21 protein-coding genes are annotated in these 25,636 nt (G+C 69.3%); 4 read left to right on the forward strand and 17 right to left on the reverse strand.

Features of this window, described 5'->3' with window-relative positions; translation table 11 throughout:
• Window positions 1-57 precede the first annotated feature (57 nt).
• Both katG and ACYVF3_RS28580 read right to left on the reverse strand, forming a co-directional pair.
• Complete coding sequence (gene katG / locus ACYVF3_RS28575; RefSeq protein ID WP_461157374.1) at window positions 58-2,268, reverse strand: catalase/peroxidase HPI; 2,211 nt, start codon at window positions 2,266-2,268, stop codon at window positions 58-60.
• Window positions 2,269-2,285: 17 nt separating this feature from the next.
• Window positions 2,286-2,699: a Fur family transcriptional regulator gene (locus ACYVF3_RS28580; protein WP_461157557.1), complete on the reverse strand. Its 414-nt coding sequence runs from the start codon at window positions 2,697-2,699 to the stop codon at window positions 2,286-2,288.
• A 173-nt stretch (window positions 2,700-2,872) separates the two neighbouring features.
• Between ACYVF3_RS28580 and ACYVF3_RS28585 the strand changes: the two genes are divergently transcribed.
• Entirely contained in the window at window positions 2,873-3,514 is a 642-nt protein-coding gene (locus tag ACYVF3_RS28585) for a hypothetical protein (RefSeq protein ID WP_461157375.1), read from the forward strand.
• A gap of 127 nt (window positions 3,515-3,641) precedes the next feature.
• On the opposite strand, the gene ACYVF3_RS28590 is transcribed toward ACYVF3_RS28585, so the two are convergent.
• From ACYVF3_RS28590 to ACYVF3_RS28645, 12 genes are all read right to left on the reverse strand, one after another.
• Window positions 3,642-4,607 (reverse strand): ABC transporter substrate-binding protein, encoded by a 966-nt coding sequence (locus ACYVF3_RS28590; protein ID WP_461157376.1) that lies wholly within the window; start codon window positions 4,605-4,607, stop codon window positions 3,642-3,644.
• 54 nt (window positions 4,608-4,661) lie between these two features.
• On the reverse strand, window positions 4,662-6,113 hold the full coding sequence (locus ACYVF3_RS28595) for a cytochrome P450 (protein ID WP_461157377.1): 1,452 nt from the start codon (window positions 6,111-6,113) through the stop codon (window positions 4,662-4,664).
• A gap of 302 nt (window positions 6,114-6,415) precedes the next feature.
• Window positions 6,416-6,946, reverse strand: a complete 531-nt coding sequence (locus ACYVF3_RS28600; protein WP_461157378.1) for a hypothetical protein — start codon at window positions 6,944-6,946, stop codon at window positions 6,416-6,418.
• Entirely contained in the window at window positions 6,943-7,422 is a 480-nt protein-coding gene (locus tag ACYVF3_RS28605; protein ID WP_461157379.1) for a hypothetical protein, read from the reverse strand. The genes ACYVF3_RS28600 and ACYVF3_RS28605 overlap by 4 nt, the downstream gene beginning before the upstream one ends.
• Window positions 7,419-8,714, reverse strand: a complete 1,296-nt coding sequence (locus ACYVF3_RS28610) for an MCE family protein (protein ID WP_461157380.1) — start codon at window positions 8,712-8,714, stop codon at window positions 7,419-7,421. The genes ACYVF3_RS28605 and ACYVF3_RS28610 overlap by 4 nt, the downstream gene beginning before the upstream one ends.
• Window positions 8,714-9,880: an MCE family protein gene (locus tag ACYVF3_RS28615; RefSeq protein WP_461157381.1), complete on the reverse strand. Its 1,167-nt coding sequence runs from the start codon at window positions 9,878-9,880 to the stop codon at window positions 8,714-8,716. The genes ACYVF3_RS28610 and ACYVF3_RS28615 overlap by 1 nt, the downstream gene beginning before the upstream one ends.
• Complete coding sequence (locus tag ACYVF3_RS28620) at window positions 9,880-10,995, reverse strand: MCE family protein (protein ID WP_461157382.1); 1,116 nt, start codon at window positions 10,993-10,995, stop codon at window positions 9,880-9,882. The genes ACYVF3_RS28615 and ACYVF3_RS28620 overlap by 1 nt, the downstream gene beginning before the upstream one ends.
• Window positions 10,992-11,972 carry an MCE family protein gene (locus tag ACYVF3_RS28625; protein WP_461157383.1) on the reverse strand — a complete coding sequence of 327 codons (981 nt, stop codon included), beginning with the start codon at window positions 11,970-11,972 and terminating at the stop codon, window positions 10,992-10,994. The genes ACYVF3_RS28620 and ACYVF3_RS28625 overlap by 4 nt, the downstream gene beginning before the upstream one ends.
• Entirely contained in the window at window positions 11,969-12,994 is a 1,026-nt protein-coding gene (locus ACYVF3_RS28630) for an MCE family protein (protein ID WP_461157384.1), read from the reverse strand. The genes ACYVF3_RS28625 and ACYVF3_RS28630 overlap by 4 nt, the downstream gene beginning before the upstream one ends.
• Window positions 12,991-14,166 carry an MCE family protein gene (locus tag ACYVF3_RS28635; protein ID WP_461157385.1) on the reverse strand — a complete coding sequence of 392 codons (1,176 nt, stop codon included), beginning with the start codon at window positions 14,164-14,166 and terminating at the stop codon, window positions 12,991-12,993. Before ACYVF3_RS28635 ends, ACYVF3_RS28630 begins: the two co-directional genes overlap by 4 nt.
• Window positions 14,167-14,171: 5 nt before the next feature.
• Window positions 14,172-15,011, reverse strand: coding sequence for an MlaE family ABC transporter permease (locus ACYVF3_RS28640; protein WP_461157386.1), 840 nt, complete (start codon window positions 15,009-15,011; stop codon window positions 14,172-14,174).
• A 3-nt stretch (window positions 15,012-15,014) separates the two neighbouring features.
• Entirely contained in the window at window positions 15,015-15,779 is a 765-nt protein-coding gene (locus tag ACYVF3_RS28645; RefSeq protein ID WP_461157387.1) for an MlaE family ABC transporter permease, read from the reverse strand.
• Window positions 15,780-16,117: 338 nt separating this feature from the next.
• Between ACYVF3_RS28645 and ACYVF3_RS28650 the strand changes: the two genes are divergently transcribed.
• The 3 genes from ACYVF3_RS28650 to ACYVF3_RS28660 all read left to right on the forward strand — a co-directional run bounded on the left by ACYVF3_RS28650 (window position 16,118) and on the right by ACYVF3_RS28660 (window position 19,855).
• Entirely contained in the window at window positions 16,118-16,834 is a 717-nt protein-coding gene (locus ACYVF3_RS28650; RefSeq protein ID WP_461157388.1) for a Crp/Fnr family transcriptional regulator, read from the forward strand.
• Window positions 16,835-16,967: 133 nt separating this feature from the next.
• Window positions 16,968-17,792, forward strand: a complete 825-nt coding sequence (locus ACYVF3_RS28655; protein WP_461157389.1) for a hypothetical protein — start codon at window positions 16,968-16,970, stop codon at window positions 17,790-17,792.
• Window positions 17,789-19,855, forward strand: coding sequence for a hypothetical protein (locus tag ACYVF3_RS28660; RefSeq protein ID WP_461157390.1), 2,067 nt, complete (start codon window positions 17,789-17,791; stop codon window positions 19,853-19,855). Before ACYVF3_RS28655 ends, ACYVF3_RS28660 begins: the two co-directional genes overlap by 4 nt.
• Here ACYVF3_RS28660 and ACYVF3_RS28665 read toward each other — a convergent pair.
• The 3 genes from ACYVF3_RS28665 to fdhF all read right to left on the reverse strand — a co-directional run bounded on the left by ACYVF3_RS28665 (window position 19,800) and on the right by fdhF (window position 25,633).
• On the reverse strand, window positions 19,800-22,463 hold the full coding sequence (locus tag ACYVF3_RS28665) for an AAA family ATPase (RefSeq protein ID WP_461157391.1): 2,664 nt from the start codon (window positions 22,461-22,463) through the stop codon (window positions 19,800-19,802). The two genes, ACYVF3_RS28660 and ACYVF3_RS28665, sit on opposite strands and share 56 nt — an antisense overlap.
• A 132-nt stretch (window positions 22,464-22,595) precedes the next feature.
• Window positions 22,596-22,826, reverse strand: coding sequence for a formate dehydrogenase subunit delta (locus ACYVF3_RS28670; protein WP_461157392.1), 231 nt, complete (start codon window positions 22,824-22,826; stop codon window positions 22,596-22,598).
• On the reverse strand, window positions 22,823-25,633 hold the full coding sequence (gene fdhF, locus ACYVF3_RS28675) for a formate dehydrogenase subunit alpha (RefSeq protein ID WP_461157393.1): 2,811 nt from the start codon (window positions 25,631-25,633) through the stop codon (window positions 22,823-22,825). Before fdhF ends, ACYVF3_RS28670 begins: the two co-directional genes overlap by 4 nt.
• Window positions 25,634-25,636: the final 3 nt, after the last annotated feature.

Consider the following 25,636-nt stretch of genomic DNA (forward strand, 5'->3'; position numbering starts at 1 on the left):
CTCCCGCAGACACGACGAGACCCCGCCCAGTGGACGGGGTCTCGTTCGCGTTCAGCCTCAGACCAGGTCGTAGCGGTCCAGGTTCATGACCTTGACCCACGCGTTGACGAAGTCCTGGAGGAACTTCTCCTTGCCGTCGGCCGAGGCGTAGACCTCGGCCAGCACGCGCAGCTCGGAGTTCGAACCGAAGACCAGGTCCGCACGGGTACCGGTCCAGACGACCTCACCGGAGGCGTTGGTGGCCTCGAAGGAGGACTGGTCCTCCGAGGTCGAGCGCCAGGTGTAGGCCATGTCGAGCAGGTTCACGAAGAAGTCGTTGCTCAGCACGCCCGGCTTGCTGGTGAGCACGCCGTGCGACGACCCGTCGTAGTTGGCGCCCAGCACGCGCAGGCCACCGATCAGCACCGTCATCTCCGGGGCGCTCAGCGTGAGCAGGTTGGCCCGGTCGACGAGGCTGTACTCGGCCGGCATTTCCGCGGCCTTGCTCGAGTAGTTGCGGAACCCGTCGGCGATGGGCTCCAGCGCGTCGAAGGAGTCGGCGTCGGTGTGCTGCTCACCGGCGTCGACGCGACCCTGGGTGAAGGGCACCTCGATGCTGGAACCGGCGTCGGCGGCGGCCTTCTCGATGGCGGCGGAACCGCCGAGCACGATCAGGTCGGCCAGCGAGACCTTCTTGCCGAACGACTGCTGCACGCCCTCCAGCGCGGAGAGCACGGTGGCCAGCTGGTCCGGGTTGTTGACCTCCCAGTTGCGCTGCGGCTCCAGGCGGATGCGGGCACCGTTGGCGCCGCCCCGCTTGTCGCTGCCGCGGAACGTCGAGGCCGAGGCCCACGCGGTGGACACCAGCTGCGACACGGTCAGGCCCGAGTCGAGGATCTTGGCCTTGAGGGCCTTGACGTCCTCGTCGGACAGCGCGTCGTTGTCGTTGGCCGGCAGCGGGTCCTGCCAGATCAGCTCTTCCTCGGGAACCTCAGGGCCGAGGTAGAGCGACTTGGGACCCATGTCGCGGTGGGTCAGCTTGAACCAGGCGCGGGCGAAGGCGTCCGCGAACTGGTCCGGGTTCTCCATGAAGCGACGCGAGATCGGCCCGTAGATCGGGTCGACCTTCAGCGAGATGTCGGTGGTCAGCATGTTCGGCGCGATCCGGTTGGACGGGTCGTGCGCGTCGGGCACGGTGCCCTCGCCGGCGCCGCCCTTCGGACGCCACTGCCAGGCGCCACCCGGTCCCTGGTAGACCTCCCACTCGAAGCTGAGCAGGTTCCACAGGAAGTTGGTGGTCCACTTGGTGGGCGTGGAGGTCCAGGTGACCTCCAGACCGCTGGTGATGGTGTCGCCACCCTTGCCGGTGCCGTAGTTGTTCTTCCAGCCCAGGCCCTGGGCTTCCAGGCCCGCGCCCTCGGGCTCGGCCTCCAGGTTGGAGTCCGGTGCGGCACCGTGGGTCTTGCCGAAGGTGTGACCACCGGCGATGAGGGCGACGGTCTCCTCGTCGTTCATCGCCATCCGGCCGAAGGTTTCGCGGATGTCGCGCGCGGCGGCGACCGGGTCGGGCTGACCCTCCGGGCCCTCCGGGTTGACGTAGATCAGACCCATGTGGGTCGCGCCGAGCGGACGCTCCAGCTCGCGCTCACCCGACTCGGTCGAGATGCGCTTGTCGCTGCCCAGCCAGGTCGTCTCGGCACCCCAGTAGACGTCGTCCTCGGGCTCCCACTCGTCGACGCGGCCGCCGCCGAAGCCGAAGGTCTTGAAGCCCATCGACTCGAGCGCGACGTTGCCGGTGAGGACCATCAGGTCGGCCCAGGACAGCTTGCGGCCGTACTTCTGCTTGACGGGCCACAGCAGGCGGCGCGCCTTGTCCAGGCTGACGTTGTCCGGCCAGGAGTTCAGCGGGGCGAACCGCTGCTGACCGCCGCCGGCGCCGCCGCGGCCGTCGCTGATGCGGTAGGTGCCCGCGGAGTGCCAGGCCATGCGGATCATCAGCGGGCCGTAGTTGCCGAAGTCCGCGGGCCACCAGTCCTGCGAGTCGGTCAGGACCGCCTCGATGTCCTTCTTGACCGCGGCCAGGTCCAGCTTCTTGAACTCCGCGGCGTAGTCGAAGTCCTCGCCCAGCGGGTTCTTGTTGGGGTGCTGCTTGGCCAGGATCTTCAGGTTGAGCCGGTTCGGCCACCAGTCGCGGTTGGCGTCACCTTGGGTGGGGTGAGTCAGGCCCCCGTGCGCGACCGGGCAACCCCCGGATTGGTTCGTCTCTTGGGTGTCAGGGCTGTCAGACACGGGAATCCTTCCGAATTTCAGTGCGGTTCTTCAGCGGATTCGGGGGCGCAGGTTGCGCAGAGCCCCCAATAGATGACCTCTGCTTCGTCGATGACGAAGCCGTGGGCGTCGGACGCCTCCAAGCACGGCGCGGAACCCACGGAGCAGTCGACGTCGTGGATCTCTCCGCACGACCGGCACACGACGTGGTGGTGGTTGTCCCCGACCCGCGCCTCGTAGCGGGCCACGGACCCCATCGGCTGGATCCGGCGCACCAGACCGGCCACGGTGAGCGCACGCAGGACGTCGTAGACGGCCTGGTGGGACACCTTGGGCAGGTCGTTCCGAACTTGACCGATGATCGAATCTGTGTCGGCGTGCGCGTTGTCGTGCACTGCGGAAAGCACTGCCACCCGAGGTCGCGTCACACGCAGAGCGACCTCGCGCAACATGCGCTCGTAATCCGCAGTCGTCGTCACGTCCGCCACCCTGCCGCATTTTCTTGAACTAATCAAGTCAAACTCCGGACTCATCACCGACCCGAGTGATCCGGAAGCACCCCACCGGCCGTGTGGTGGTTGCGGAACGCACCGCGCGACGATCGACGACCGGAAGTGAGACACCCGTGCCCGTACCAGGTTTTCCACCGAGCGCTCTGGACGACGACGGCGATCCGAAGTGGATCACGGAGCTGGCCTGCGCGGACCCGAACCACGTCCTGCACGTCGTCCGCGTCCTCGACCCCAAGGCGGCGCTGGAGGCCATCGGCGCCAAGCCGCACCTGATCCAGCCCTGCGTGCTGCCGGAGAGCAAGCCCGACGACTGGACCTCCCTGCCGGGATCGGCGCTGGGCATCGAGCCCGGCACGTCCGCCGCGCTGCTGGCCGGCCAGGTCGGCGAGTGGACCTTCGTCTACGACGACTCCGGGCACACCGGCGAGGACGCGACCGAGAACCTGTCGGCGTCCGGCCGGACCGCGGCGACCAGCGTGTTCACCATCAACGCCGACGCCAGCATGTCCTTCGCCGTCGACGGCGAGGAGGTCGCCTGGATCAACGTCGACGACCTGGTGGAGGACGACCTCGCCGGTTTCCCCGAGGAGCTCCGCACCGCGTTCGAGCTGGCGGGCGTCGTCGAGGACGAGGACCTGGAGCCGGGGCAGTTCGACTACGCGGTGACCATGCGCGCCACCTGCGCCCTCGCCAACCTCACCTGCACCCTCGACCACATCCGGACCCTCCCCCTCGTCGGCGCCTCCTTCGGGTGACCGCTCCCAGTTTTAGTCCAAACTGAGCCGACATTTCGGACATGATCATGGCTCGGTTTGGACTAAAAACTGGGACTTGCCGCACCGCCCAGCACCACGACCCGACTCCTCGGGTGGCCGCTCGGGGTCACTTCGCGGCTGCGGCTTGGAGGGCTGGGCGGAACTGGTCGAGGGCGTAGGGAAGCGAGAGGGGTGACGGGGTGTTCAGGCCTGCGATGGTCGGGTAGGCCAGCGACGCCACCGTGCCCGGCAGCCGGTCGAAGCCGGGGATCTGCGAGAGCGAACCCCGGTCACCTCCGGTGACCAGCAGCGCCACCAGGTCCGCGCGCAGCAGGTCGACGCGTTCCGGGCTGACCCGGATCCTGGCCTGGTGACCGGCCTTCCCGGCATCCACCACCGGCGGGAGGATGTGCATGCCGAGCGCGCGGAACAGCTGCATCGCCCCGTCCTGCTCGTCGGCCACGATGTAGAGCGCGTCGCCGACGACGTACTGCCCCATCGCGAAGGACTTGCCGCGCAACCCCGGCAACCGCCGCGCGGTGTCGGCGATCCGCCCCTCCACCGAGGCCACGACCCGCTCGGCGTCCCCCGGCCTGTCGAGCATCCGGCCCGCGGTGCGCACGAGGTCCTGCCAGGCCGGTACTGAATCCGCCTTGGCGGGCGCGGCGATGGTGGGCGCGGCGTTGGACAGCAGGCGGTAGGTCGCCGGATCGGTGATGGCGTAGGACGAGACGATGAGGTCGGGCTTGAGCGCCAGGATCCGCTCCACCGGCACACCACCGGTGGTGTCGATGCCCATGCTGCCCGGACCGACGTTCTCCCAGGGGATCTCGCCGACGGGCATCCTGGCGTCCACGCCGTACCCGACCGGCTGCACGCCGAGCGAGAGCATGACGTCGGTCCACTGCCGGTCGAGCGTGACGACGCGTCGCGGGACGTGGTCGACCGCGGTGACGCCGAAGCGGTGCCCTACCGCGACCGGCGTCGCCAGCGGCTTGGCGTGCTCAGCTGAATCCTGCTGTCCCGGCGCACATCCGGTGGTGCTCGCCAGGAGCAGCAGCAGTGCGACGAGCACCCCGACCCGATCTCTCACGGGAGATCACGCTAGCGCCGCGGAGATCGGGTGGGAACCCGTCATCGCCTTCGATCACCTCCGCCGCAGCACCACCGGCAGCCCGTCCACGGGCACCGGCAGTGACACGTAGTCCCACTTGACCTCGTAGTCGTCCGGGACCGTCCAGGTGTAGGCGCGCAGCATCTCGTGCAGCAGCAGCTTCACCTCCAGGGTCCCGAAGTGCAGGCCGATGCACTTGTGCGCACCGCCACCGAAGGGCATCCAGGCGAACCGGTGCGACTTGTCCTCCCGGCGGTCCTCGCCGAAGCGCTCGGGATCGAACTCGAAGGGGTTCGTCCAGTGGTCCTCCGAGAAGTGGTTGACCAGCGGGGACACGCCCACCATCGTTCCGGCGGGGACGTGGTGGCCCAGGACGTCGGTGTCGCGGACGGTCGTGCGCACCATCGAGGGCACCGGCGCGACGAGCCGCAGCGCCTCCTTGATCACCAGGTCCAGCGTCTCCAGCTTCTCCACCGCTTCGATGTCGGGGATGTCGTCGCCCAGCGCCAGCGATTCGGCGCGGGCGCGCTCCTGCCACTCGGGGTGCTTGGCCAGGTAGTAGGCCACGGCGGAGCTGGTGATGGTGGAGGTGTCGTGGGCGGCCATCATCAGGAAGATCATGTGGTTGATGACGTCGTCGTCGCCGAACTGCTCACCGTCGTCGCTGCGCGCGTGGCACAGCGCGGAGAACAGGTCATCGCCTTCGACCGCGCGGGCGGAGCCGATGTTGTCGGCGAAGTAGCGCTCCAGCAGCTTGCGGCCGGCCAGCCCCGCGGCCCAGCGACCGCCGGGGACCGGGTAGCGCACCACGGCGGTGGCCGCGCGCACCGAGTCGACGAAAGCGCGGTTGACGCGGTCGGCTTCGGCACCGCTGCCGCGGCCCATGAACACCCGCGTCGCCACGTCCAACGTCAGCTGCTTGAGCAGCCAGTACAGGCGCGGACGCTCCTGGCCGCCCCACGCGACGACGCCTTCCCGCAGGGTCGGGCCCATCTGGTCGACGTAGCCGGTGAGCCGCTGCCGGGTGAAGGCCTGCTGCATGATGCGCCGGTGGCCCATGTGCTCGTCGAAGTCCAGCAGCATCAGACCGCGGTGGAAGAAGTTGTCGATGAGCTTGCGCCAACCGCCCTGGGAGAACGCCTTGTCCTTGTTGACCAGGGCGATCGAGGTGGCTTCCGGCCCGCCGAGGGTGACCATGCGCTGGCCTAGCGAGTACGCCCAGGAGACCTGGCCGAAGAGCTGGTAGCGGCGCAGCGCGAACGCGGGTCCGTAGCGCATGAAGTCCAGCGAGTGGCCGATCAGCGGCGCCCCTGAGTCGCCGAGCACGGGCTTGAGCCCGCTGCCCGCTGGCGGCGGCGCCAGTTCGGTTACCGGCCAGCGCTTTTCGAATATTCGTCGATCCACCGAGCGCGGCAGCGGCATCGAGGTGAGCGGTGGAACCCGCCTGCGGATAGCTTCGTTGACCTTCTCCAGCTGGAAAACCATTGCTGCTCCTCCCCCTTTGGAAGAACGGCTTGGTTCCTGCCGAGCTTTCAGCCGACCATCGAGCGACGACCTCCGCCCGGGAAACGGCCTGAGCAGGAAGGAACCTCGGCGAACGAAGAGGAAGATCAGCTCTAGAACTCAGCGGAACGGGCTCTGTCGCGGCACGTCGTGGACAACGTCGTTGACAGCGATAGTGGCACCGCGCACCCTCCGGGTCAACATCACACCAGAACTGATACATGAAAGGAGTCCCACCTGCGCTGTTCAAGGGCGGGACACCATCGATCAGCGATCTGACCTGTTCACAAGGTGTCCATCTTGGACACCAGCCAGTCTTCCCCGGTCTTCTCCAAGGTCACCCGGACCCGGGCACCTTCGATCAGCGGAGTTGTCTGGCGGGCGCTGGTGGTGAGCTGGTTGATGAACGCCAGCACCACCACGCGGTTCTCCTCGGCGCTGACGACACCCAGGGCGGAGACCGTGGTGCGGGTGCTGATCCGGTCGCGCACCGCGGCGGGACGCACCGCGCTGCGCTGCAGTTCGAGGTAGTCGCGGGCGAAAGGGCCGGTGACCGCGCGCTGGGCCGCGTCGAGGTCGCGGTCGAGGGTGTCGTGGCTGTAGCTGAGCACTTCCGGGATGCGCTGCGCCGCGGCCCGCCCGGCCTCGGCCCGCGCCGAGTCGAGGCGCGCGGCGGCCGCCTGCCGCAGGTGCAGGACGCCGACGCCGGTGGCTGCCGCCAGCAGCACCACCACGACCAGTGCGGTCACGATCCTCCGCCGCCGCGGCGTCGCGACGGCCTCCTGCTCGTCGGTGGCTTCAGCGGTGGTGGTCATGGCACGAACTCCAGGTTGGCGACGAGCCAGTGCTCGGCGGTCTTCTCCAGCGTGATCCGGAGCCGGTACTGGCGCTGCTGCCCTTCCGGCGAACCCGCGTTGCCGACCGTGGCGCGCACCGCGGCGAGCGCGACCGCCGTGCGGTCGTCGGAGTGCGACAGGGCCGACTCCACGACCTCACCCCGGGAGGTCACCTGGGAACCGGTGACGATGTCGTGGAATGCCGTGCTCTGCTGGGCGAACTGGTCCGAGAAGGCGCCGGTCGCCAGCGACGCCAGCCGCTGGGTGTCCTGTTCGATGGTCGGCGCGCTGATGTTGGTCAGGGCCAGCGCGGCCTGGCGGGCGACGGCGACGGCCTGCCGGCCGGACTCTTCTCGCTCGGCCGCTGCCCGCGCCGAGTCGTGGAACCGCGTGCCCACCACCACGAGCCCGATGAGCAGCGCGGTCGCCACCACCAGGCCCGCGGTGCGCCTCACTTCAGCAGCAGATCGCGCCACGTCCCCTGCTCCTCTCCTCGTTGTTCTCGCACGTCGCCGAGCAGGACCAGGTGTCCGTCGGGCAGCATCGCGTTGCCGGTGCGCGGGTCGTAGGGCGCCACGACCTCCTCCTGCCGGGCCCCGCAGGCGGCCGCGCTCGGGCCGCGCCGTCCGGGGTCGTTGGCGCACGGGTAGTTCCGCGTTCCGCGGACCGAGCGCGGGTCGTCGGGCGCGACCTTGCAGTACTGGTCTGGCGGCGTCTCGGCGGGTGCTTCGTCGCCGAAGGCCCGCTGCTGCGACATCGGCGTGTAGCCGGTGTAGCAGGGCGGCGTGCTGTTGATGCTGGTGCGGATGCCCAGGTGCGCGCTCCCGGGCGCGGCTCCCGGTTGCTGCACGACTCGTTGCAGCGCGGCGGTCACCGCCGGGTAGAGCACCAGGGTCTGCGAGACCCCGGGCAGCTGGGTCCGGATGACCTGACCGGTCGAGTCCAGGTCGGCGAGCAGCTGCGGCAGCGCGGGCGTCAGCCTGTCCTGCAGACCGATCAGCGCGTCGGCCGCGGGCGGCGCGTCGGCCAGGACCCCGCGCAGGTCCGCGTCGCTGCGGCGCAGCTGGTCGGTGAACGACGCGAGATCCCGCAGGGTGGACCGGGTTTCCGGTGCGATCTGGTGCTGGGTCCGCAGGAACGGCCCCAGCTCGTGGATCAGCCCGACCGTCGGTTCCAGGTCGATCCCGGCCCGGTGCAGCACCGTCCGGGTGTTCTCCAGCAGCGCGCTGACCTGCGCTTCCTGGCCTCCGAGCCCGGTGATCAGCTCGTCCAGGACGACGTTGAGCTCCTCCTGGGGGACGGAGGCGGCGAGATCGTCGAGGCTGGTGATCAGCTCGTCGGTGCGCGGCAGCGTCGCCGTCTCGGTGATGCGGTCGCCCGGTGCGAGCCACGGCGGACCGCCGTCGGACGGGGTGAGGTTGACCGACTGCTCCCCGATCGCCGATTTGCTGCGGATCGCCGCGCTGACCCGGGCCGGCACGCGGACGTCGTCGTCGATGCCGAGGGTGGCCACGGCGGTGCCGTCGCCGAGCTCGACCGAGCGCACCTTGCCGATCTCGACGTCCCGGTAGCCGACCATGGCTCCCGGGTGCAGCCCGGTGGCGTCGGTGAACACGGCGGTGACCTCGTACTGCCCGAAGCCCAGCAGCTGGCGCAGGTCGAGGTAGTTCACCAGCACGGTGCCCACGCCGAACACGGTGAGCGCGGCGAAGACCGCCAGCTGGACCCGGATCTTTCTGGTCAGCATCAGTTGCCTCCCAGCAGGTCGCCGAGCAGCGGGAGCTCGGGGTCGGGCGGCGGGTTCTCCGGCGGCGGCGAGGGCGGTGCTTCCTCGATGGGGGAACCGATGCCCAGCGGTCCGCGGATCGGGTCGGTGGCCTGCAGCGCGGTGCGGGCGACGCCGAGGACGGTCTCGACGGGAGTCCCCGCCAGCAAGCCGGATTCGAGCGCGGGGACCGAGAGGTCGAGCGTCACGGCCAGGTTCAGGTAGTCGCCGCGCACGACCTTCTTGTAGGTGCTCAGCGGGAAGAGCAGGGTTCCCAGCGTGTCCAGGGATTTCGGCACGCTGTCACCGGCTTCCACGAGCTGGTGCAGGGTGGGTCGCAGGTCGCGCACGCCTGCCAGCAGGTCGTCGCGGGAGCGGTCGAGCACGTCGGTGCCCACCGCGCCCAGGCGGCTGGAGGCGTCCAGGGCCGAGCGCAGCGAGTCGCGCTGCTCGTTGAGCACGCGGATTCCCGGGCCCAGGTCGTCGAAGGCGCGACCGAGCCGCTGGGAGTCCGCGCGCAGCCTCGCGGCGAGCCCGTCGACCGCTTCGATGGAGCGGATGATCTGCGCCTTCTGCTCGTCAGCGGAGCGCGCGAGGGTGTCGAGCCGGTGGATGAGGTCCTTCGCCTGCTGCTCGTTGCCGCTCAGCGCGCGGTTGAGCTCGTCGGTGATCTCCCGGACCTGGCGCAGCCCACCGCCGTTGAGCCACAGCGACAGCGCCGCGAGCAGTTCCTCGGTGCCCGGGTAGCGGTTGGTCCGCTCCACCGGGATGAGGTCGCCGTCGCGCAGCCGTCCCGTCGCCTGGCCCTCCGGTCTGGCCAGCTCGACGTACTGGGCGCCGAGCAGGCTCTTCTGCCCGATGTTGGCCACGGCGTCGGCGGGCAGCACCACGTCCGGCTCCAGGCCGATCTCCACCTCCGCCTGCCAGCCGTGCAACCGGATGCTGCGCACCGTGCCCACGGTGACGTCGTCGACCTTGACCTCCGAGCGGGGCACCAGGTTGGCGACGTCGGCGAAGCGCACCACCACCACGCACTGCGCGTCGGATCCGCTGCCCGGTCCGCCCGGCAGCGGCACCATCTGGGCGCTGTCGACCGCGCAGCCGGCCAGCAGCGCGGGGACCAGCAGGAGGGCGGCGAGCCGGCGCATCACGGGCCTCCCGGTGGCGGTTGCTGGTGCGGGTTGCCCGTGCGGTGCAGCGGGTCCAGGCCGACCGGCGGGTGCGGCAGGTCCAGCGGCCGCAGCAGCGGGTCCAGCGCGGCCCTGCAGTCGTCGATGGTCCCGCCTGCGGAGAACACCATCTGGCAGGTGAAGCTGGAAAGGCTGGCGGTGTAGGGCATCTGGAGGCGGGTGCTGGCCGATCCGGTGGACGGTTCGTAGACGTTGTAGAGGTTGGCCAGCGTCTGCGGCGCGATGTGCAGCACCTCGGCGAGATCGGCGCGGCTCGCGGCCAGCGTGGAGGTGACGTCGCGCAGCGAGCCGACGGTGTCGCCGAGCTGCTGCTGGTGGGTCCGGGTGAAGTCGGTGATCGTGACCAGCGCGCGGTCCGACGAGGCGAGCGCCTGGCCCAGCTGCGCGCGGTTGTCCTCGGCCAGCGCGCTGATCGAGGCGAGCTGGGTGGAGAAGGTCCGCAGCCGGTCCTGGCTCGCGTTGAGGCCCGAGGTGAACTCGTCGAGGTCGCGCAGGCTCGCGAACAGGTCCTCGCTGCCCGCCGCGACGGTGGTGGAGGTCCCGGCGAGCTGGTCGAGGGTGCGGCGGAACTCCGCGCCGTTGCCGCCCAGGTTGGCGGCACCGGCTTCGACGGCGCGGGACACGGCCCCTTCGCGGTTCGCGCCGGCCGGTCCGAGCGCTTTCGCCAGTTCGGTGAGCTCGGCGTTGGTCTGGTCCCACTCGGCGGGCACCACCGTGCGCGACTGCGGGATCTCGGCCTCGTCGGCGAGCAGCGGGCCGCCCCGGTAAACCGGCGCCAGCTGCAGGTACCGGCCGCTGACCAGGCTCGGCGCCACCAGGGCCACCGAGGTGCCGGCCGGGACGGCGCGGTCGGCGTCGTAGCCGAAGCGGACCCGGACCCGGGTGCCTTCGGGGACGATCTCGTCGATCTCGCCGACCCGCACGCCCAGCACCCGCACCTCGTCGTCGACGTGGATGCCGCTCGCGCTCGGGAAGTAGGCGGTCGCGTGCTTCTGCCGCTCCGCGGTCAGCAGGCCGACCGCGGCCGCCACGATGAGCGCTCCGAGCAGGATCGCCAGCACTCGCCGGATCATCTGGTCCCCCTCCCGAGAAGCTGTTCCAGCCCGGGCACCGCGTTGGTCGGCGGGATGTTCGCGAAGTACGCGTCCAGCGCGGGCATCGTGGCCAGCACCTCGCCGAGGGTCCGCAGCATCGGGACCGCCTCGTGCACGGCGGCGGTGATGTTGTCGCGGTTCTCCCGCAGGATCGTCAGCACCGACCGCAGTTCGGTCAGCGCCGGGCCCAGCTGGGCGTCGTTCTCGCGGGCGAGCGCGTCGAGCTCGTCGGCGGTCGTGGTCAGGTCCGCCAGCAGCCGCTCGATGGCGGCTTGCCGTTCGTTGAGCGCCAGCAGTAAGGTGGTTCCCTCGTCGAAGACGGCGCGCAGGTCCGCGTCGTGCTGCGCGAGGACCTGCGTGGTGGCGCGGGTGTGCTCCAGCAGCGAGCGCAGTTCCGCGTCGCGGGCGTTGACGCTCTCGGCCAGCCGCCGCAACCCGCTCAGCGCGCCGGGAACGCTGCGTGCGGTGCCTTCGAGGGTGTCGGCCACGGTGTCGATCGCCGTGGTCAGCCGCGCGGTGTCCAGCCGGGAGGTGTTGTCGGTGAGGCCCTGCAGCGCTTGGGCCACGTCGTAGGGCGGCACGGTCCGCGACAGGGGGATGTGGGCGTCGGCGGGGAGCTCGCCGGGCCCGGCCGGGGCGAGGCTCAGCGCCTTCTCGCCGAGGGCGCTCTGGGCCTTGACCGCAGCGGTGCTCGTCTCCCCGATCCGCAGGTCGGGCTCGTCGACGTGGAAGGAGATCAGCACGTCGGTGTCGCGCAGTTCGACCTCCTCGACGCGGCCGACGGTCATGCCGGAGACCACCACGGGATCGCCTTCGACGAGTCCTCCGGCCTCGGCGAACACCGCGTGCAGGCTGCGTCCGGCCAGCAGCGGTGAGATGGCGTCACCGCTGAGCGAGAGCAGCACGAGAACGGCCAGCAGCGCTGAGCCGATCACGCCGAGCTTGGAGTCGGTCATCCTCCGCCCTCCGGTTCGGCGCAGCGCCGCACGTCGCTGTCGATCCACGGCGTGTAGAGGTACCCACCGGTCGGGGCGCTGGACCGGATGCGCACGCTGCACAGGTAGGCGTTGAAGAAGTTGCCGTTCACTCCGATCCGCCCGATGCGGCGGTAGGCCTCGGGCAGTTCGGTCAGCGCGGTGCGCAGCTGCTCGTCGTTGGCGTTGAGCGTGCCGGAAAGCGTTCGCAGGTCACCGATCTCGGCGTGCAGGTCGGGTCGCAGCCGGGGTAGCAGGTCGGCCGCGGCCGCGGTGAGCCCGTGCAGGTGGTCGACGGCCCCGGTGATCGAACCGCGGTCGGCGGCCAGTCCGCTCACCAGTTGCCGGGTCTGGGCGATGACGTCGGAGACCTGTCGGTCGTGCTCGTCGAAGGTGGCCAGCGCGGCGTTGAGGTTGCCGATGACGTCGCCGATCAGCCGGTCGCGGTCGGCGAGGGTGTGGGTGACCGACGCCAGGGACGTCAGGAACGAGTTCAGCGCCCCGGCTTCGCCCTGCAGGGTCTGGATCAGCGAGCCGGACAGCTGGTTGACCTGCTCCGGCGACATCGCCTGGAACAGCGGTTGGAAGCCGCCGACCAGGACGTCGAGGTCCAGGGCCGGTCGGGTGCGCTCCAGCGGGATCACCCCACCGGCCAGCGGCGGGCCTCCTTCGCCCTCGCCGAGTTCCAGGTAGCGGTTGCCGACGAGGTCGCGGTACTTGACGGTCGCGCGCGTTCCCTCGGTCAGCGGCGGGGCTCCCGAGACCGCCATCGTCACCAGCACGGTCGCGTCGGGTCGCATCCGCAGCGCCTCGACGTGCCCGACGCGCACCCCCGCGACCCGCACCGGGTCCCCGGTTTCCAGGTAGGACACGTCGGAGAACACCGCCCGCACCGCGGTCTCCGGTCCGGCGCGGCGGGTTTCGCCCAGCAGGATCGCGATGTAGCCGGCGGCGACGGCCGCGATCGCGAAGAACACCGACAGCTTGACGATCTCGCCCCTCACCGGCCACCTCCGAGCGGTGAGAGCGGCCCGAACAGGTAGAGCGCCAGCAGGTCCGGGTTCAGCGTCACGGTCTCGTCGGGTCCCCGGTACGGGTTGGCACCGGTGTCGTAGTTGACGTACGGCGGGATGCCCCGCACCTCCGGCAATCCGTGGCATTGCGGGCCGGTGTCGACGCCGGTCTTGGGCAGGTTCTCCGGGTACCGGTAGGCGGGCATCCCGGGCAGCAGGCTGATGGTGACGTGCGTGTTGGGGTGGGTTCCGCCGAACTCGGGTCCCCCCATGACCGCGCGGATGAGCCGGCCGTTGTGCTCCATGCCCCGGAAGAAGCACGGCACCCCGGGCGAGTAGCGGCGCAGCAGTTCGGTGCTGGGCGCGAGGGTGTCCAGCGTGGTCACGAGCTGGTCGCCGTGGCGTTCCAAGTAGTCGCCGGTGGTGTTGCCGACTTCGGTCATCGACAGCAGGAACGCGGCGAACTGCTCGTCCTGCTGGACCAGCGTGGTGCTGGTGCCGCCGAGGTTGCTCGCGGTGGTGGTGAAGTCGCCCGCGACGGCCCGGTAGTCGTCGGCGACGGCTGCGATCTGGGGCAGACGGGCTTCGAGCTCGGGCAGGTTCGGGTTGAACGCGCGCAGGTAGCCGTCGGTGTCGGCGATGATCTGGTGGAGGCGCTCGCCGTTGCCGCGCAGGGATCCCGAGACGGAGGTCAGGGCAGCGTTGATCTTGCTCGGCGGCACGCCCTGCAGCGTGCGCATGACGTGGTCGAAGGTGTGGTCCAGCTCGACGTTCACCCGCGCGCGGTCGATCACCGCACCCGCCGCGATGTGCTCGCCGGCCCCCTCCCGCGCCGTCAGCTCGACGTACTTGGCGCCGAACACCGTGGAGGGAACGAGGTTCGCCGACACCTCGGCCGGGATCCGCTCGGCCTGGTCGGGGTCGAGCTCGACGGTCACCCGCGCCCCGGAGCCGTCGGTGCTCACCTCGCTCACCGACCCGACCTCGACGCCGCGCAGCTTGACCGGTGAGCCCGGTTCCATGAGCAGCCCGGACCGGTCGGCGAGGAGCGAGACCACGACGACGCGGTCGAACACCCGGTGGTACTGGGCGATCGACAGCACGGCCAGCAGTCCCAGGAACGCCGTGAATCCGGCGCCCGCGAGCACGTACCTCCAGTTCACCGGCATCACCCCGCGATGTGGACCGACGAGTCGGAGCCGTAGATCGCGAGGTCCAGCAGCAGGTCGACCAGCATCACGCCGATCAACGAGCCCCGCACGGCCTTGCCCACGGCCTGGCCCACGCCCGCAGGACCGCCGCTGGCGGCGAAACCGTGGTAGCAGTGAACCGACATCACCACGACCGACATGGCCAGCGCTTTGACGAACGACCACAGCAGGTCCGAGGGCACCAGGAAGACGCTGAAGTAGTGGTCGTAGGTGCCGCCGGACTGTCCATACGCGACGGTCACGACGAGCCTGGTCGCCGCGAACGATCCCAGCACCGCCAGCGAGTACAGCGGGATGATGGCGACGAACCCGGCGATGATCCGCGTGGTCACCAGGTACGGAACCGACCGGATGGCCATGACTTCCAGCGCGTCGATCTCCTCGCTGATCCGCATCGCCCCGAGCTGCGCGGTGAAGCCGGCGCCCACGGTCGCGGTGAGCGCCACCCCGGCGATCACCGGTGCGGCCTCGCGGGTGTTGGCGTAGGAGGAGACGAATCCGGCGAGAGCTTCGACGCCGATGTTGGCCAGCGAGGAGTAGCCCTGGAGTCCGACCTCGACACCGATCGCGGCGGTCATGAACACCACGATCACCACGGTCCCGCCGATCACCGCGAGGCCGCCGGTGCCGAGGCTGACCTCGGCGATCAGTCGTGCCACCTCGCGCTTGTAGCGGGCGAGCGCCGTCGGCACCGAGGCGTACACGCGGCCGTGGAAGACGACCTGGCGCCCGGTGTCCTCCAGCTTGCGCAGCGGCACCCGGATCACCTTGCCGCGCTTGGACTCGCCGATCGCCATGCGCTAGCCCCTCGCCTGCAGGAACACGGCCGTGATCAGCGAGTTCGCGGCGAACAGCAGGATGAAGCTGAACACGACGGTCTGGTTCACCGCGTCGCCGACGCCCTTGGGCCCGCCCTTGGCGTTGAGACCGAGGTGGCAGGCGACCAAACCGGACAGCAACCCGAAGACGGCCGCTTTCAGCTCGCTCACGAGAAGATCGTCGATCCCGGTCAGCAAGGTCAGGTTCGCCAGGAAGAGCCCCGCGCTGGAGTTCTGCACGAGCACCGAGAACAGGAAGCTCCCGCCCAGTCCGACGAACGTGACCAGCCCGTTGAGCGCGAGGGCCACGACCGTGGAGGCCAGCACCCGCGGAACCACGAGCCGCTGCACCGGGTTCAGGCCCATCACGCTCATCGCTTCGATCTCGTCGCGGATCTTGCGCGCCCCCAGATCAGCGCAGATCGCGGTCGCACCGGCACCCGCGACGACCAGCACGCTGACCATCGGCCCGATCTCCCGCACCACCGCCAACCCCGCTCCGGCCCCGGCCAGGTCAGCCGCACCGAGCTCGGTGAGCAGCTGGTTCAGCTGGAACACGACGATGACGCAGAACGGGATGGCCACCAGCAGCGTCGGCACCACCGACACGCTCACGATCATCCACGCCTGCTGCAGGAACTCACGACCCTGGAACGGACGCCGGAACCCGAGCCGGAACACCTCCGCCGACAACCGGTAGAACGACCCGACGGGAACGCTGATCCTGCCCAGCCCGGAATCAGCCATCGACCAACCTCCCCCGAACGGGCGGAAATCCACGACGAGGAATCAACCCCGCGTAGCGATTAGTGAGGAAAGGACACCAAGCAAACAGAACGTGCACGAGCGAAAATTCGGCGATGGCTGGCTCAGCGGTGCGCTAGATAGTCGCATTACGCACCCTTAACGTCAACAACCGCATCCTGAAACCCCGTCCAGCGGAACACGATCCAGCATCCAGGGTTGCTCCAACGAGGTGAAGATCGTTTCGGCCTGCCTTCGATCCCGAGATCCACCCGTTCAGTGGCAACCAATCGCTCGAAAAGCGCTAGCTGTGTCCGCGATTTCCCACGGATGATCACCGGGTGGATCTTGGGGGCACGGCAGAAGACGTCGACACCGGCTATCTGCCCGCGCAGGACAGCTTCGTCACTCATGCGGGCACGGACCTCTGCACCGAGCTACGCGAACTAGGTGCTCGGGCCGACTTCGACCGCAACGAACTGCTGTTGCTCGTCGATCGGCCGAGCGACTACGTCCTGCTCATCGAGCGCGGATTCGTCAAAGTTCAGCTGGCCGGCAATGGTCGCGACCTGATCGCGGGACTGTACGGCAAGGGCGAACTCATCGGCGAGCAAGGCGTGATGGAATCCAAGCCTCGCAGCGCCACGGTCGTGGCGCATACCGCGTGCGAGGCTACGAGAATCCACCATCGGGACTTCAAGGACGTCTTGCGACGACACCCGGAGCTGCCGCTGATCCTCGGTCGCATTGCTTACGAACGCCTGCATCGCGCGGATCAGCGCCAGATCAACCTGGCATCTGAGGACGTGCCCACCAGGGTGTGCCGTCAACTTCTCGCGTGGGGCCAAGCACTCGGTGAACGGACCCACGACGGCGTAGCCATCAGCGGCCTGAGCCGCAAGGACCTGGCTCAGTGCGTCGGTGCCGGTGAGGCGACCGTAGACGCGGCGTTGAAGCAGCTGGGAGACCTGGGTCTGCTTCACACCCGTCGGCTGACCTTCGTACTGCCCGATCCCCACCGCCTCCGCGGCCACCTACGCGCTCGCCCGATCACGTGAAGTAATCGAAAGAACACGCGCATCTCCCTGATTTCGGGGAGATGCGCGTCCATCTACTCAGCAAGACTCCGTTCACCCACCCGGAGTGACAGAACGGAGTCGACCCTTGCGCCGAACGAATGACCCAACGCTGATGCCCGAGCACTGCGCTCTGCTGACCGCGGACACGATCGAATCGGGCGGGACCAGGCCGGAACACCTCGGCACGATTCCCCACCTCGTGGAGAAGATCGTAGCGGAGGCCTCGAGCGAAGTCGGAATAGCCGAGAACGTGCACCGCAATGGGCAGTTCAGCGGCGACGGCTTCCTGCGGGCATACCCGAGTCAGTACCTCCCCGCGCTGATCGACCTGGTCGCTTCGATCGACGCGCTGCTGATCCAGCACAACCTGTCGGCCAAGCCCGAGATCCGGCTGCGCATCGCGTTGCACCTCGGCCCCTTGCCGACCGAGTTCGGGCTGTACCGGCCCAACATCGACGTCTGCCGACTTCTGGACGCCGACGAGTTCCAAGCACTCGTCAAGCGCTGGCGTTCCTCCCTGCACGCCGACCGTTTCACCACGGCGCTCATCCTGTCCGATGACGCACATCGAGCGGTCTTCGGCGGTGACTACACCCGGACCATCACCCGCCACGACTTCGGGCCGATGAACATCGAGCACAAGGAGTTCGAGCAGAAGGCCTGGGCACGCATCGCAGGTGTCAACCCGGCACAGCTCACCGAGCCTCCTGCGAGCCCGCCGGACTCGCAGGAACCTGGCGATGACACTCGCCCCGCCGGTCACTCGGTCAGCAACAGCGGGGGCAACCAGGGAGTTCAGATCGCAGGCGACCGCAACCACGTGGAACAGCAGCCACGACAGGTCCACGTCAACAACTTCACGGGTGAGAACAACTACGGCGTCAGCGCGGGCCAGATCAACGGGTCGGTCAATTACAACACCCGGGAGTCGCGATGAACTCCGTCGAAACACCGGAACGCACTGCGGATTCCGACACCACTCCCCCGAAGAACGACGCCGCGAAGACCGCCTCCACGAGCACGGTCAACAACGATACGAAGACCAACAACGGCGTCAGCGTCGGCCATGTCAGCGGGTCGGTCAACTACAACAACTACACGGGGTCGGCGTTCTCCAAGCCGGAGCTGCAGGACTTCCGCGTTTCCGACCACGATCTGGAACGTGCCAAGAATCATTTCGTCCCCTGCCCGGGGTTCGACGATGCCTTGGCCACGCTGAAGAAGACCAATCTCGTTCTCTTGCGAGGTAAGGGCACCGGCAGGTCGTTGGCCGCGATCCGGATGCTGATCGACTGCGGTGCGCGCACGTTTTCACAGCTCAACGTACGTCGTTCGTTCGACAGCATCACCGACGAGCAGCTCGACAGCGACGGCGGATTCATCTGGCAAGGAACCGAATCGCAATGGCAGCAGAAGATCGCGCCCCACACGGCCGAGCGCGTAGCGACCTGGGCTCAGCGGAATCAGTGCTACGTGGTGGTCATCGTCGACGAGGTGTTGGAGCTCGGTCTTCAGAAGTTCGAGAGCTGGCTCGGTCGACCCGACTCCACCGAGGTAGCGAGGGAGTTCCTGAGATCGCACCCGGACTGCCCCACGGATCTCGTCGACACGATCCTCACCGAGAAATTCCGCGCACATCTCCGCGACGATTCCGCACCGAACGAGGCAGAACTCGTAGCCATCCGTGCGTGGGACGTGCACGAAAAGAAGCGAGAGCTTGAGCCGGCTCTCGCCGATCTCTCACGTGAAGCCCAGCACCTGGTCGCGGACTGGTTCCGCGAGGATCGGTCGACGATCGAGTACGCCATGCTGGTCGCGATCTCCGTCTTCACGAACCGCGACTACGGCGACGTGATGAGCGCCGCCGAGGAGCTGGAGGAGATGATCGCCGAGGCGGACAATCCGGAGGACAAGCGTCTCAGCCAGCGGAAGATCTTCGACTTCAGCAAGAGCGTCATCCTCAGCAGCTTGAACGCGACGACGACGTGGCATCCCCATGCCAAAGGGGCCAGTCTCTTCCGAGAGACCGTCCACTTCAGACGATCAGACGTCGCGAAGTGGGCCTTCCGCCGAGCTTGGCTCGAATACGACCTGTTCCGCCCGGTGATCGTGGACTGGATGGCGCACCAGGCCAAGAACGGATTCCAGTGGTACTGCGCGAAGGCCTTGCACGATGTCATCACCGGTCTTCCCCACACCGACCCGTTGGAACACATCAAGACGCTCGCGAGCAAGCAATCTCTGACTTCCAACGAGCTCGCCGCGGAGCTCCTGGCGAGGTTCGCCGACGATCCCGGCACGAAGGACTTCGTCGAACCGCTTGTTCGGGACTGGTGCACGGGATCGGGCTTCCACCGCAAGTGGACTGCCGCTCTGGTGTACGCCACCGAGCACGGCGTGCGTGATCCGGATCGAGCGATGACCCGTCTTGAGACGGTCGCTCGAAGCGACGCTCGACTGGTTCCAGCCGTCAAAGTCGCGGTGACCTCGCTGCTGAGCCGGCCGGCCAACCGCGAGCTGGTTCTTCGTGCCCTGGTCAAGTGGACGCGGCCGCACGGTCACCGTCGTGACGCCGAGAAGCTGAGCAATCTCCGCTCAGTCGGGCTCGACTGCGCACAAGCCGCACTCGGCCTCACCGACCCGAAGTACTACTTGCAACCCCTTCCCAAGCAGGAGGACCCGCTCCTCATCGACCCGCACCCGAATCTGGTCGCGCGGCTCTTCTGGCGGGTCTTTCTCGACCAGCGCACTCGCGCTTCATCGCTACGAGCCTTGCTCAGCCTGTGCGAGCAGTGCGAGAAGAACCCCCGCAGCGAACGAGCACGTGGGGTGGCACAGCTGGTCGCCACTGTCGCCCCGGACCTCCACCGGGACGATCACCATCGACTTTTCGAAGATTGGAAGACGGAGTACCCGGGCAACTCCGGCCGAGTCGATCGGGCCTTCAGTACCGTGCAGTTGCTCCACCAGAGGTACGCGCCGTCTCAGACCCCCGGGTAACAGCATGCGAGTCACCGGTGTCGTCGTCGAGGCGGGAGAGCTCGGCGGGGAGTTCGGTGCGCTTGCGGACGTCGAGCTTGCGGTAGACGCGGGTGAGGTGCTGTTCGACCGTGCTGACCGTGATGTAGAGGTGGCGGCCGATCTCGCGGTTCGTCTGGCCCTTGGCGGCGAGTTCGGCGACCTTGCGCTCGGCGTCGCTGAGCAGCGGCCCGCTCGCCGGGGCCGGTTCGCGTTCGGCGCGTTCGTCCTCGCAGGACTCCCCGCTCCGGGCCGCCAGGACGTCGACCTGGCAGGTCTTGGCCATCTGATCGGCCTTGCGCAGGACCAGCCGGGCGTTGCGGAGCTGACCGAGATCGCTGTGCGCCTGGCTCAGGTCGGCCAGCGCGCGAGCCAGCTCCAGCCGGTCGCCGCAGCGCTCCAGGAGCTGGATCGCCTCGCGCAGCACGGCCACCCGCTGCCGGGGTTCGCTGCAGGCGGCCAGGACCCGCAGGGTGATCGCGCGGACGCGGACACCGCCGGACGAGCCACCGAGCTGCTCGGCGACCAGGTCCCGCGCCTCCTTCCGCCTGCCCAGCAGCAGGTAGGTCTCGGCGAGATCCGCGCGCCACGGGAACGTCGTGGGGATCGCCGGATCACCGGCTCGCATCCGGGCCGCGACCCTCTCGAAGGCGTCCAGCGCCGCGAGGAGCCGACCGGTGGTGAGGTGGTGCCTGCCCGTCGCGTGCAGGTGGCGGAGGCCGATGGCGGTGCCGGCCATCTCCTCCGGGACCGGGCGGGCGAGCAGTTCGGCCGCTGCGTCGTGCCTGCCCAGGGCCGAGTTGATCAGGATCAACGTGGACAGCGGCAGCCCCACCAGCACGCCCCAGCTCTGCTCGTGCAGCAGCCGCAATGCCTCCTCGGCCCGGGATTCGGCGAGGACGAGTTCGCCGCGCCGCCACGACAGGTCCGCGCGCACCGCGGCGATCAAGGCCTGCGCGGTGGTGGCCCCCTGCCTGCCGGCCTGGGCCGCCAGGACGTCGCACCAGTGCCGGGCGCGTTCGGCGTGCCCGGTGTGGTCAAGGGCCAGGACGGCGGCGCACACCGCCTCGGGCAACGACTCCCCCGCGTTGCTCTGCAGGACGTGTTCGGCCGCGCGCAGCGTCTCGCCGGGTCTCTCCCCCGCCCACGTCCGCAGCAGACCCGCACTGGCCCGCCACGAGCCGTCCTCGCAGTTCAACGCCTCGGAATGGCGGATCCCGCCGTGGATCCACTCGGCGGCGATGCGCAGTTCGGCGACGGCGCGGGGACGCGGCCGCCCGGCGAGCGCGCGGGTGGTGCGCAGCAGCTCCCCCGCCGCGTCCGGATCGCCCTTCCAGAGCCGCAGGCGCGCCACGGCGATCGCGTCCCGCCAGCCCAGGTCCCGCCGATGCGCGAGCGGGCCGAGATGCCGGACGGCGATGGCGGGGTTGATGCGCCAGGCCGCACGGACCAGGGCGGCGCCCACCGCGACGCGCTCGCCCTCGTCCGGGCAGGCGCCGAGGGCGAGCTCCAGCGCGTGGACGGCGAGACCCGGATCGTCCACCTGGGCCTGCTCGGCGGCGTCGCGCAGCAACCGCGTCGCCCATCGCCCGGGAACCTCACCTGCCGCGATGAGATGGCGGGCGATCTCGACGGCGGGAGCTCCACGCCGGTGCAGCAGCGATGCGGCGCGGGCGTGCAGCCTCGCCGCCTCGGCAGGGGCGAGGCTCTCCAGCACGACGTCGGGATGGCGCAAGCCGTTGCCGCAGCACAGGCCCGCCGCGCTCAGCGCGTCGAGGGCGGAGTCGACCGCGCGCGGGGTCATCTCCAGCAGATCCGCGATCAGCGCGGAGGAGGACGACGTGCCCAGCACGGCGAAACCCTCGGCCACCGCGAGGAATTGCGCGTCCCAGCGGGTCAGGCAGTCCAGCACCGCGCGCCGGAAGTGGGACCCCACGACCATCCCGTCTTGACGCAGAGCGTTGAGCAGGAACGGATTTCCACCGCTGATCTCGAAAGCGGTTGCCGCATCCTCGACTTCTACACCGAGCAGTTCGGCGGCACCGGCGGCCGAAAGCGGGGCGAGGCAGATCCGGTGATCCGGCTGCCGGGCCAGCTCCGCGTGCAGGGGTTCTCGCACGAGGCTCGGACGTTCCCACTCGGTCAGCACGAGCAGCATCCGAGCCGAGGCGACCCGCCTGCGGAGGTAGAGCAGCACCTGCTGGGACTCGGGATCGGCGAAGTGCACGTCGTCGACCGCCAGCACCAGCGGCCGGCCCCCCGCGCGGCCGTGCAGCAGCGCGGCGACCTCTTCCACCGAGCGGACGTCGAGCGGCTCCGCGGCGAGGCTCGCGAGCCGGTCGCGGACCTCGGGTTCGGCATCGGCGAGCAGCTGGTTGACCACGCCGAGCGGCAGCTCGCGCTCGCCGCGCGAACCGACGGCGCGCAGCAGCGGCGCGCGCCGGCCGACGAGGTCGCCGAGCGCGTCCAGCAACGCGGACTTGCCGGTCGCCGGCCCGCCACCGATGAGCACCACCCGACCGCGACCCCGGGCGCAGTCGGCGAAGGAGTCGGCCAGTCGGGCCAACTCGCTGGTCCGTTCGGTCACCATCGGTGGTCTCCACATCCTCACCCGCGCAACGGTTCTCGCGCTGCGCTGAGCCCTGCCCAACACCGGTCGGACGTAGCCGACCCCGGTGCGGTTCCCGCGGCGGGCGTGGAGAGCCGACCCGCTGCGGCCCGGTCAGCCCGGGGTGGTGGAGGTGCGGAGGAGGCGGGCCGCTTCCAGGGCGGCCGGGTCGAGGTCGTGCGGAGGAACGTCGGCGAAGCGGTCGAACTCCGCCCTCATCCGCGGGTCCCAGAACATCCTGATGTGCTTCGCGACCTCGCCGGCCGCCTGGTGGAACGGGAGGTGCGCGAACTGGACCGCGATGTCGTTGGCCATCCGGACCTGCGGCGATTCACTGGTGCTCATGACTCGGTCAACACCGCCTCCCGGTGCTGCTCGGCGGCCTTCTCCGCGCTGGTCTCGCGAGCGACCTGCACGGCGGTGACCTTGTACTCCGGGCAGTTGGTCGCCCAGTCGGAGTTCTCGGTGGTCACCACGTTCGCGCCGGTGATCGGGTGGTGGAAGGTCGTGTACACCACGCCCACGGGCATCCGGTCGGAGATCTTCGCCCGCAGCGAGGTCGTGCCCACCCGGCTGGACAGGTTGACCACGTCGCCGGAGGAGATGCCGCGGTCCTCGGCGTCGTGCGGGTGGATCTCCAGCACGTCCTCCGGATGCCAGGCGACGTTGGCCGTGCGCCGGGTCTGCGCGCCGACGTTGTACTGCGACAGGATGCGGCCGGTGGTGAGCACCAGCGGGAACCTGCGGGTGCTGCGCTCGCGGGTCGCGACGAACGGGGTGAGCACGAACTTGCCCTTGCCGCGCACGAACTGCTCGGCGTGCATGATCGGCGTGCCCTCGGGAGCCTTGTCGTTGCAGGGCCACTGGACGCTGCCGAGCTCGTCGAGCTTGCCGAACGACACTCCCGCGAAAGTCGGCGTCACCGCGGCGATCTCGTCCATGATCTCGCGCGGGTGGTCGTAGTGCATGTCGTAGCCCATGGCCTGGGCGATCTCGCAGGCCACCTGCCACTCGTCCTTGCCGGTCTTGGGCACCATCACCGGGCGGACCCGGTTGATCCGCCGCTCCGCGTTGGTGAAGGTGCCGTCCTTCTCCAGGAACGAGGTACCCGGCAGGAACACGTGCGCGAACTTGCTGGTCTCGTTGAGGAACAGGTCCTGCACCACCACGAGCTCCAGTGCCGAGAGCGCCGCGGCGACGTGCTGGGTGTTGGGGTCGGACTGCGCGATGTCCTCGCCCTGCACGAACAACCCGTGGAAGCTGCCGTCCACGGCGGCGTCGAACATGTTCGGGATCCGCAACCCGGGTTCGGGCAGGATCGGGCGCTCCCAGAGCTTCTCGAACACCTCGCGCACCGCGTCGTCGGCGACGTGGCGGTAGCCGGACAGCTCGTGCGGGAACGAGCCCATGTCGCAGGAGCCCTGCACGTTGTTCTGCCCGCGCAACGGGTTCACGCCAACGCCGTCGCGCCCGATGTTGCCGGTGACCATCGCCAGGTTGGCCATGCCCATCACCATCGTGGAGCCCTGGCTGTGCTCGGTGACGCCGAGCCCGTAGTAGATGGCGCCGTTGCCGCCGGTGGCGTACAGGCGCGCGGCTTCGCGCAGGTCCTCGGCCGGGACGCCGGTGATCGACTCGACGGCTTCCGGGCTGTTCTCCTCGCGGGCGATGAACTCCGCCCAGTCCTCGAACCCCTCGCAGCGCGACGCCACGAACGACTCGTCGATGAGCCCTTCGGTGACCACGACGTGCGAGAGCGCGTTGACCATCGCGACGTTGGTCCCCGGCGCGAGCTGGAGGTGGTGCGCCGCCTCGATGTGCGGGCTGCGCACGAGGTCGATGCGGCGCGGATCGATCACGATGAGCTTCGCGCCCTCGCGCAGCCGCCGCTTCATCCGGGAGGCGAACACCGGGTGCCCGTCGGTCGGGTTGGCACCGATCACCACGATCACGTCGGAGGAGGCCACCGACCGGAAGTCCTGCGTGCCCGCCGAGGTCCCGAAGGTCTGCTTGAGCCCGTAGCCGGTCGGCGAGTGGCAGACGCGTGCGCAGGTGTCGACGTTGTTGTTGCCGAACGCCGCGCGCACCATCTTCTGCACCACGTAGACCTCTTCGTTGGTGCAGCGCGACGAGGTGATCCCGCCGATCGAATCGGACCCGTGCCGCGCCTGGATGTCGCGGAACTTCTCGGCGACGTAGGAGATCGCGGTCTCCCAGTCGGTTTCGCGCCACTCGTCGGTGATGCTCTCGCGGATCATCGGGTTGAGCCGCCGGTCCGGGTGGGTGGCGTAGCCGAAGGCGAAGCGGCCCTTGACGCAGGAGTGCCCCTCGTTGGCGCCACCGTCCTTGTACGGCACCATGCGCACCAGCTCGTCGCCGCGCAGCTCCGCCTTGAACGAGCAGCCCACACCGCAGTAGGCGCAGGTCGTCAGCACCGACCGGGTCGGCATCCCGAGGTCCACCACCGACTTCTCCTGCAGGGTGGCCGTCGGGCAGGCCTGCACGCAGGCGCCGCAGGACACGCAGTCGGACTCCAGGAACGGGTCACCGGCACCCGCGGCGACCTTGGAGTCGAAGCCGCGCCCCTCGATGGTCAGCGCGAAGGTGCCCTGCACCTCGTCGCAGGCCCGGACGCAGCGGGAGCACACGATGCACTTGGAGGCGTCGAAGTCGAAGTAGGGGTTGCTGCTGTCGGTGGGGGCGTCGAGGTGGTTGGCGCCCTCGTAGCCGTAGCGGACCTGGCGCAGGCCGACCACCCCGGACATGTCCTGCAGCTCGCAGTCGCCGTTGGCCGAGCAGGTCAGGCAGTCCAGCGGGTGATCGGAGATGTAGAGCTCCATGACGCCCTGGCGCAGCTTCTCCAGCCTCGGCGTCTGGGTGCTGACCTTCATGCCCTCGGCGACCGGTGTCGTGCACGAGGCCGGTGTTCCCTTGCGGCCGTCGATCTCCACCAGGCACAGCCGGCACGAGCCGAACGCCTCCAGGCTGTCGGTGGCGCACAGCTTGGGGATGTCGGTGCCGGACTCGGCGGCGGCGCGCATCACCGAGGTGCCCTCGGGCACGGTGACCGGCACGCCGTCGATCTCGACGGTGACGGTGTCCTCCCCCGCCCTGGCCGGGGTGCCGTAGTCGGGTTCCTTCAGCAGACCCATCGC

This window comes from Saccharopolyspora tripterygii (assembly GCF_054778355.1).

Bases quoted from the DNA above. Each gene is read 5' to 3' on its own strand.
- ACYVF3_RS28625 (WP_461157383.1), bottom strand. From the start codon at position 11,972: ATGACCGACTCCAAGCTCGGCGTGATCGGCTCAGCGCTGCTGGCCGTT.
- ACYVF3_RS28620 (WP_461157382.1), bottom strand. From the start codon at position 10,995: ATGATCCGGCGAGTGCTGGCGATCCTGCTCGGAGCGCTCATCGTGGCG.
- fdhF (WP_461157393.1), bottom strand. From the start codon at position 25,633: ATGGGTCTGCTGAAGGAACCCGACTACGGCACCCCGGCCAGGGCGGGG.
- ACYVF3_RS28640 (WP_461157386.1), bottom strand. From the start codon at position 15,011: ATGGCGATCGGCGAGTCCAAGCGCGGCAAGGTGATCCGGGTGCCGCTG.
- ACYVF3_RS28580 (WP_461157557.1), bottom strand. From the start codon at position 2,699: ATGTTGCGCGAGGTCGCTCTGCGTGTGACGCGACCTCGGGTGGCAGTG.
- ACYVF3_RS28600 (WP_461157378.1), bottom strand. From the start codon at position 6,946: ATGACCACCACCGCTGAAGCCACCGACGAGCAGGAGGCCGTCGCGACG.
- ACYVF3_RS28660 (WP_461157390.1), top strand. From the start codon at position 17,789: ATGAACTCCGTCGAAACACCGGAACGCACTGCGGATTCCGACACCACT.
- ACYVF3_RS28645 (WP_461157387.1), bottom strand. From the start codon at position 15,779: ATGGCTGATTCCGGGCTGGGCAGGATCAGCGTTCCCGTCGGGTCGTTC.
- ACYVF3_RS28665 (WP_461157391.1), bottom strand. From the start codon at position 22,463: ATGGTGACCGAACGGACCAGCGAGTTGGCCCGACTGGCCGACTCCTTC.
- ACYVF3_RS28670 (WP_461157392.1), bottom strand. From the start codon at position 22,826: ATGAGCACCAGTGAATCGCCGCAGGTCCGGATGGCCAACGACATCGCG.
- ACYVF3_RS28655 (WP_461157389.1), top strand. From the start codon at position 16,968: ATGCCCGAGCACTGCGCTCTGCTGACCGCGGACACGATCGAATCGGGC.
- ACYVF3_RS28595 (WP_461157377.1), bottom strand. From the start codon at position 6,113: ATGGTTTTCCAGCTGGAGAAGGTCAACGAAGCTATCCGCAGGCGGGTT.
- ACYVF3_RS28610 (WP_461157380.1), bottom strand. From the start codon at position 8,714: ATGCTGACCAGAAAGATCCGGGTCCAGCTGGCGGTCTTCGCCGCGCTC.
- ACYVF3_RS28615 (WP_461157381.1), bottom strand. From the start codon at position 9,880: ATGCGCCGGCTCGCCGCCCTCCTGCTGGTCCCCGCGCTGCTGGCCGGC.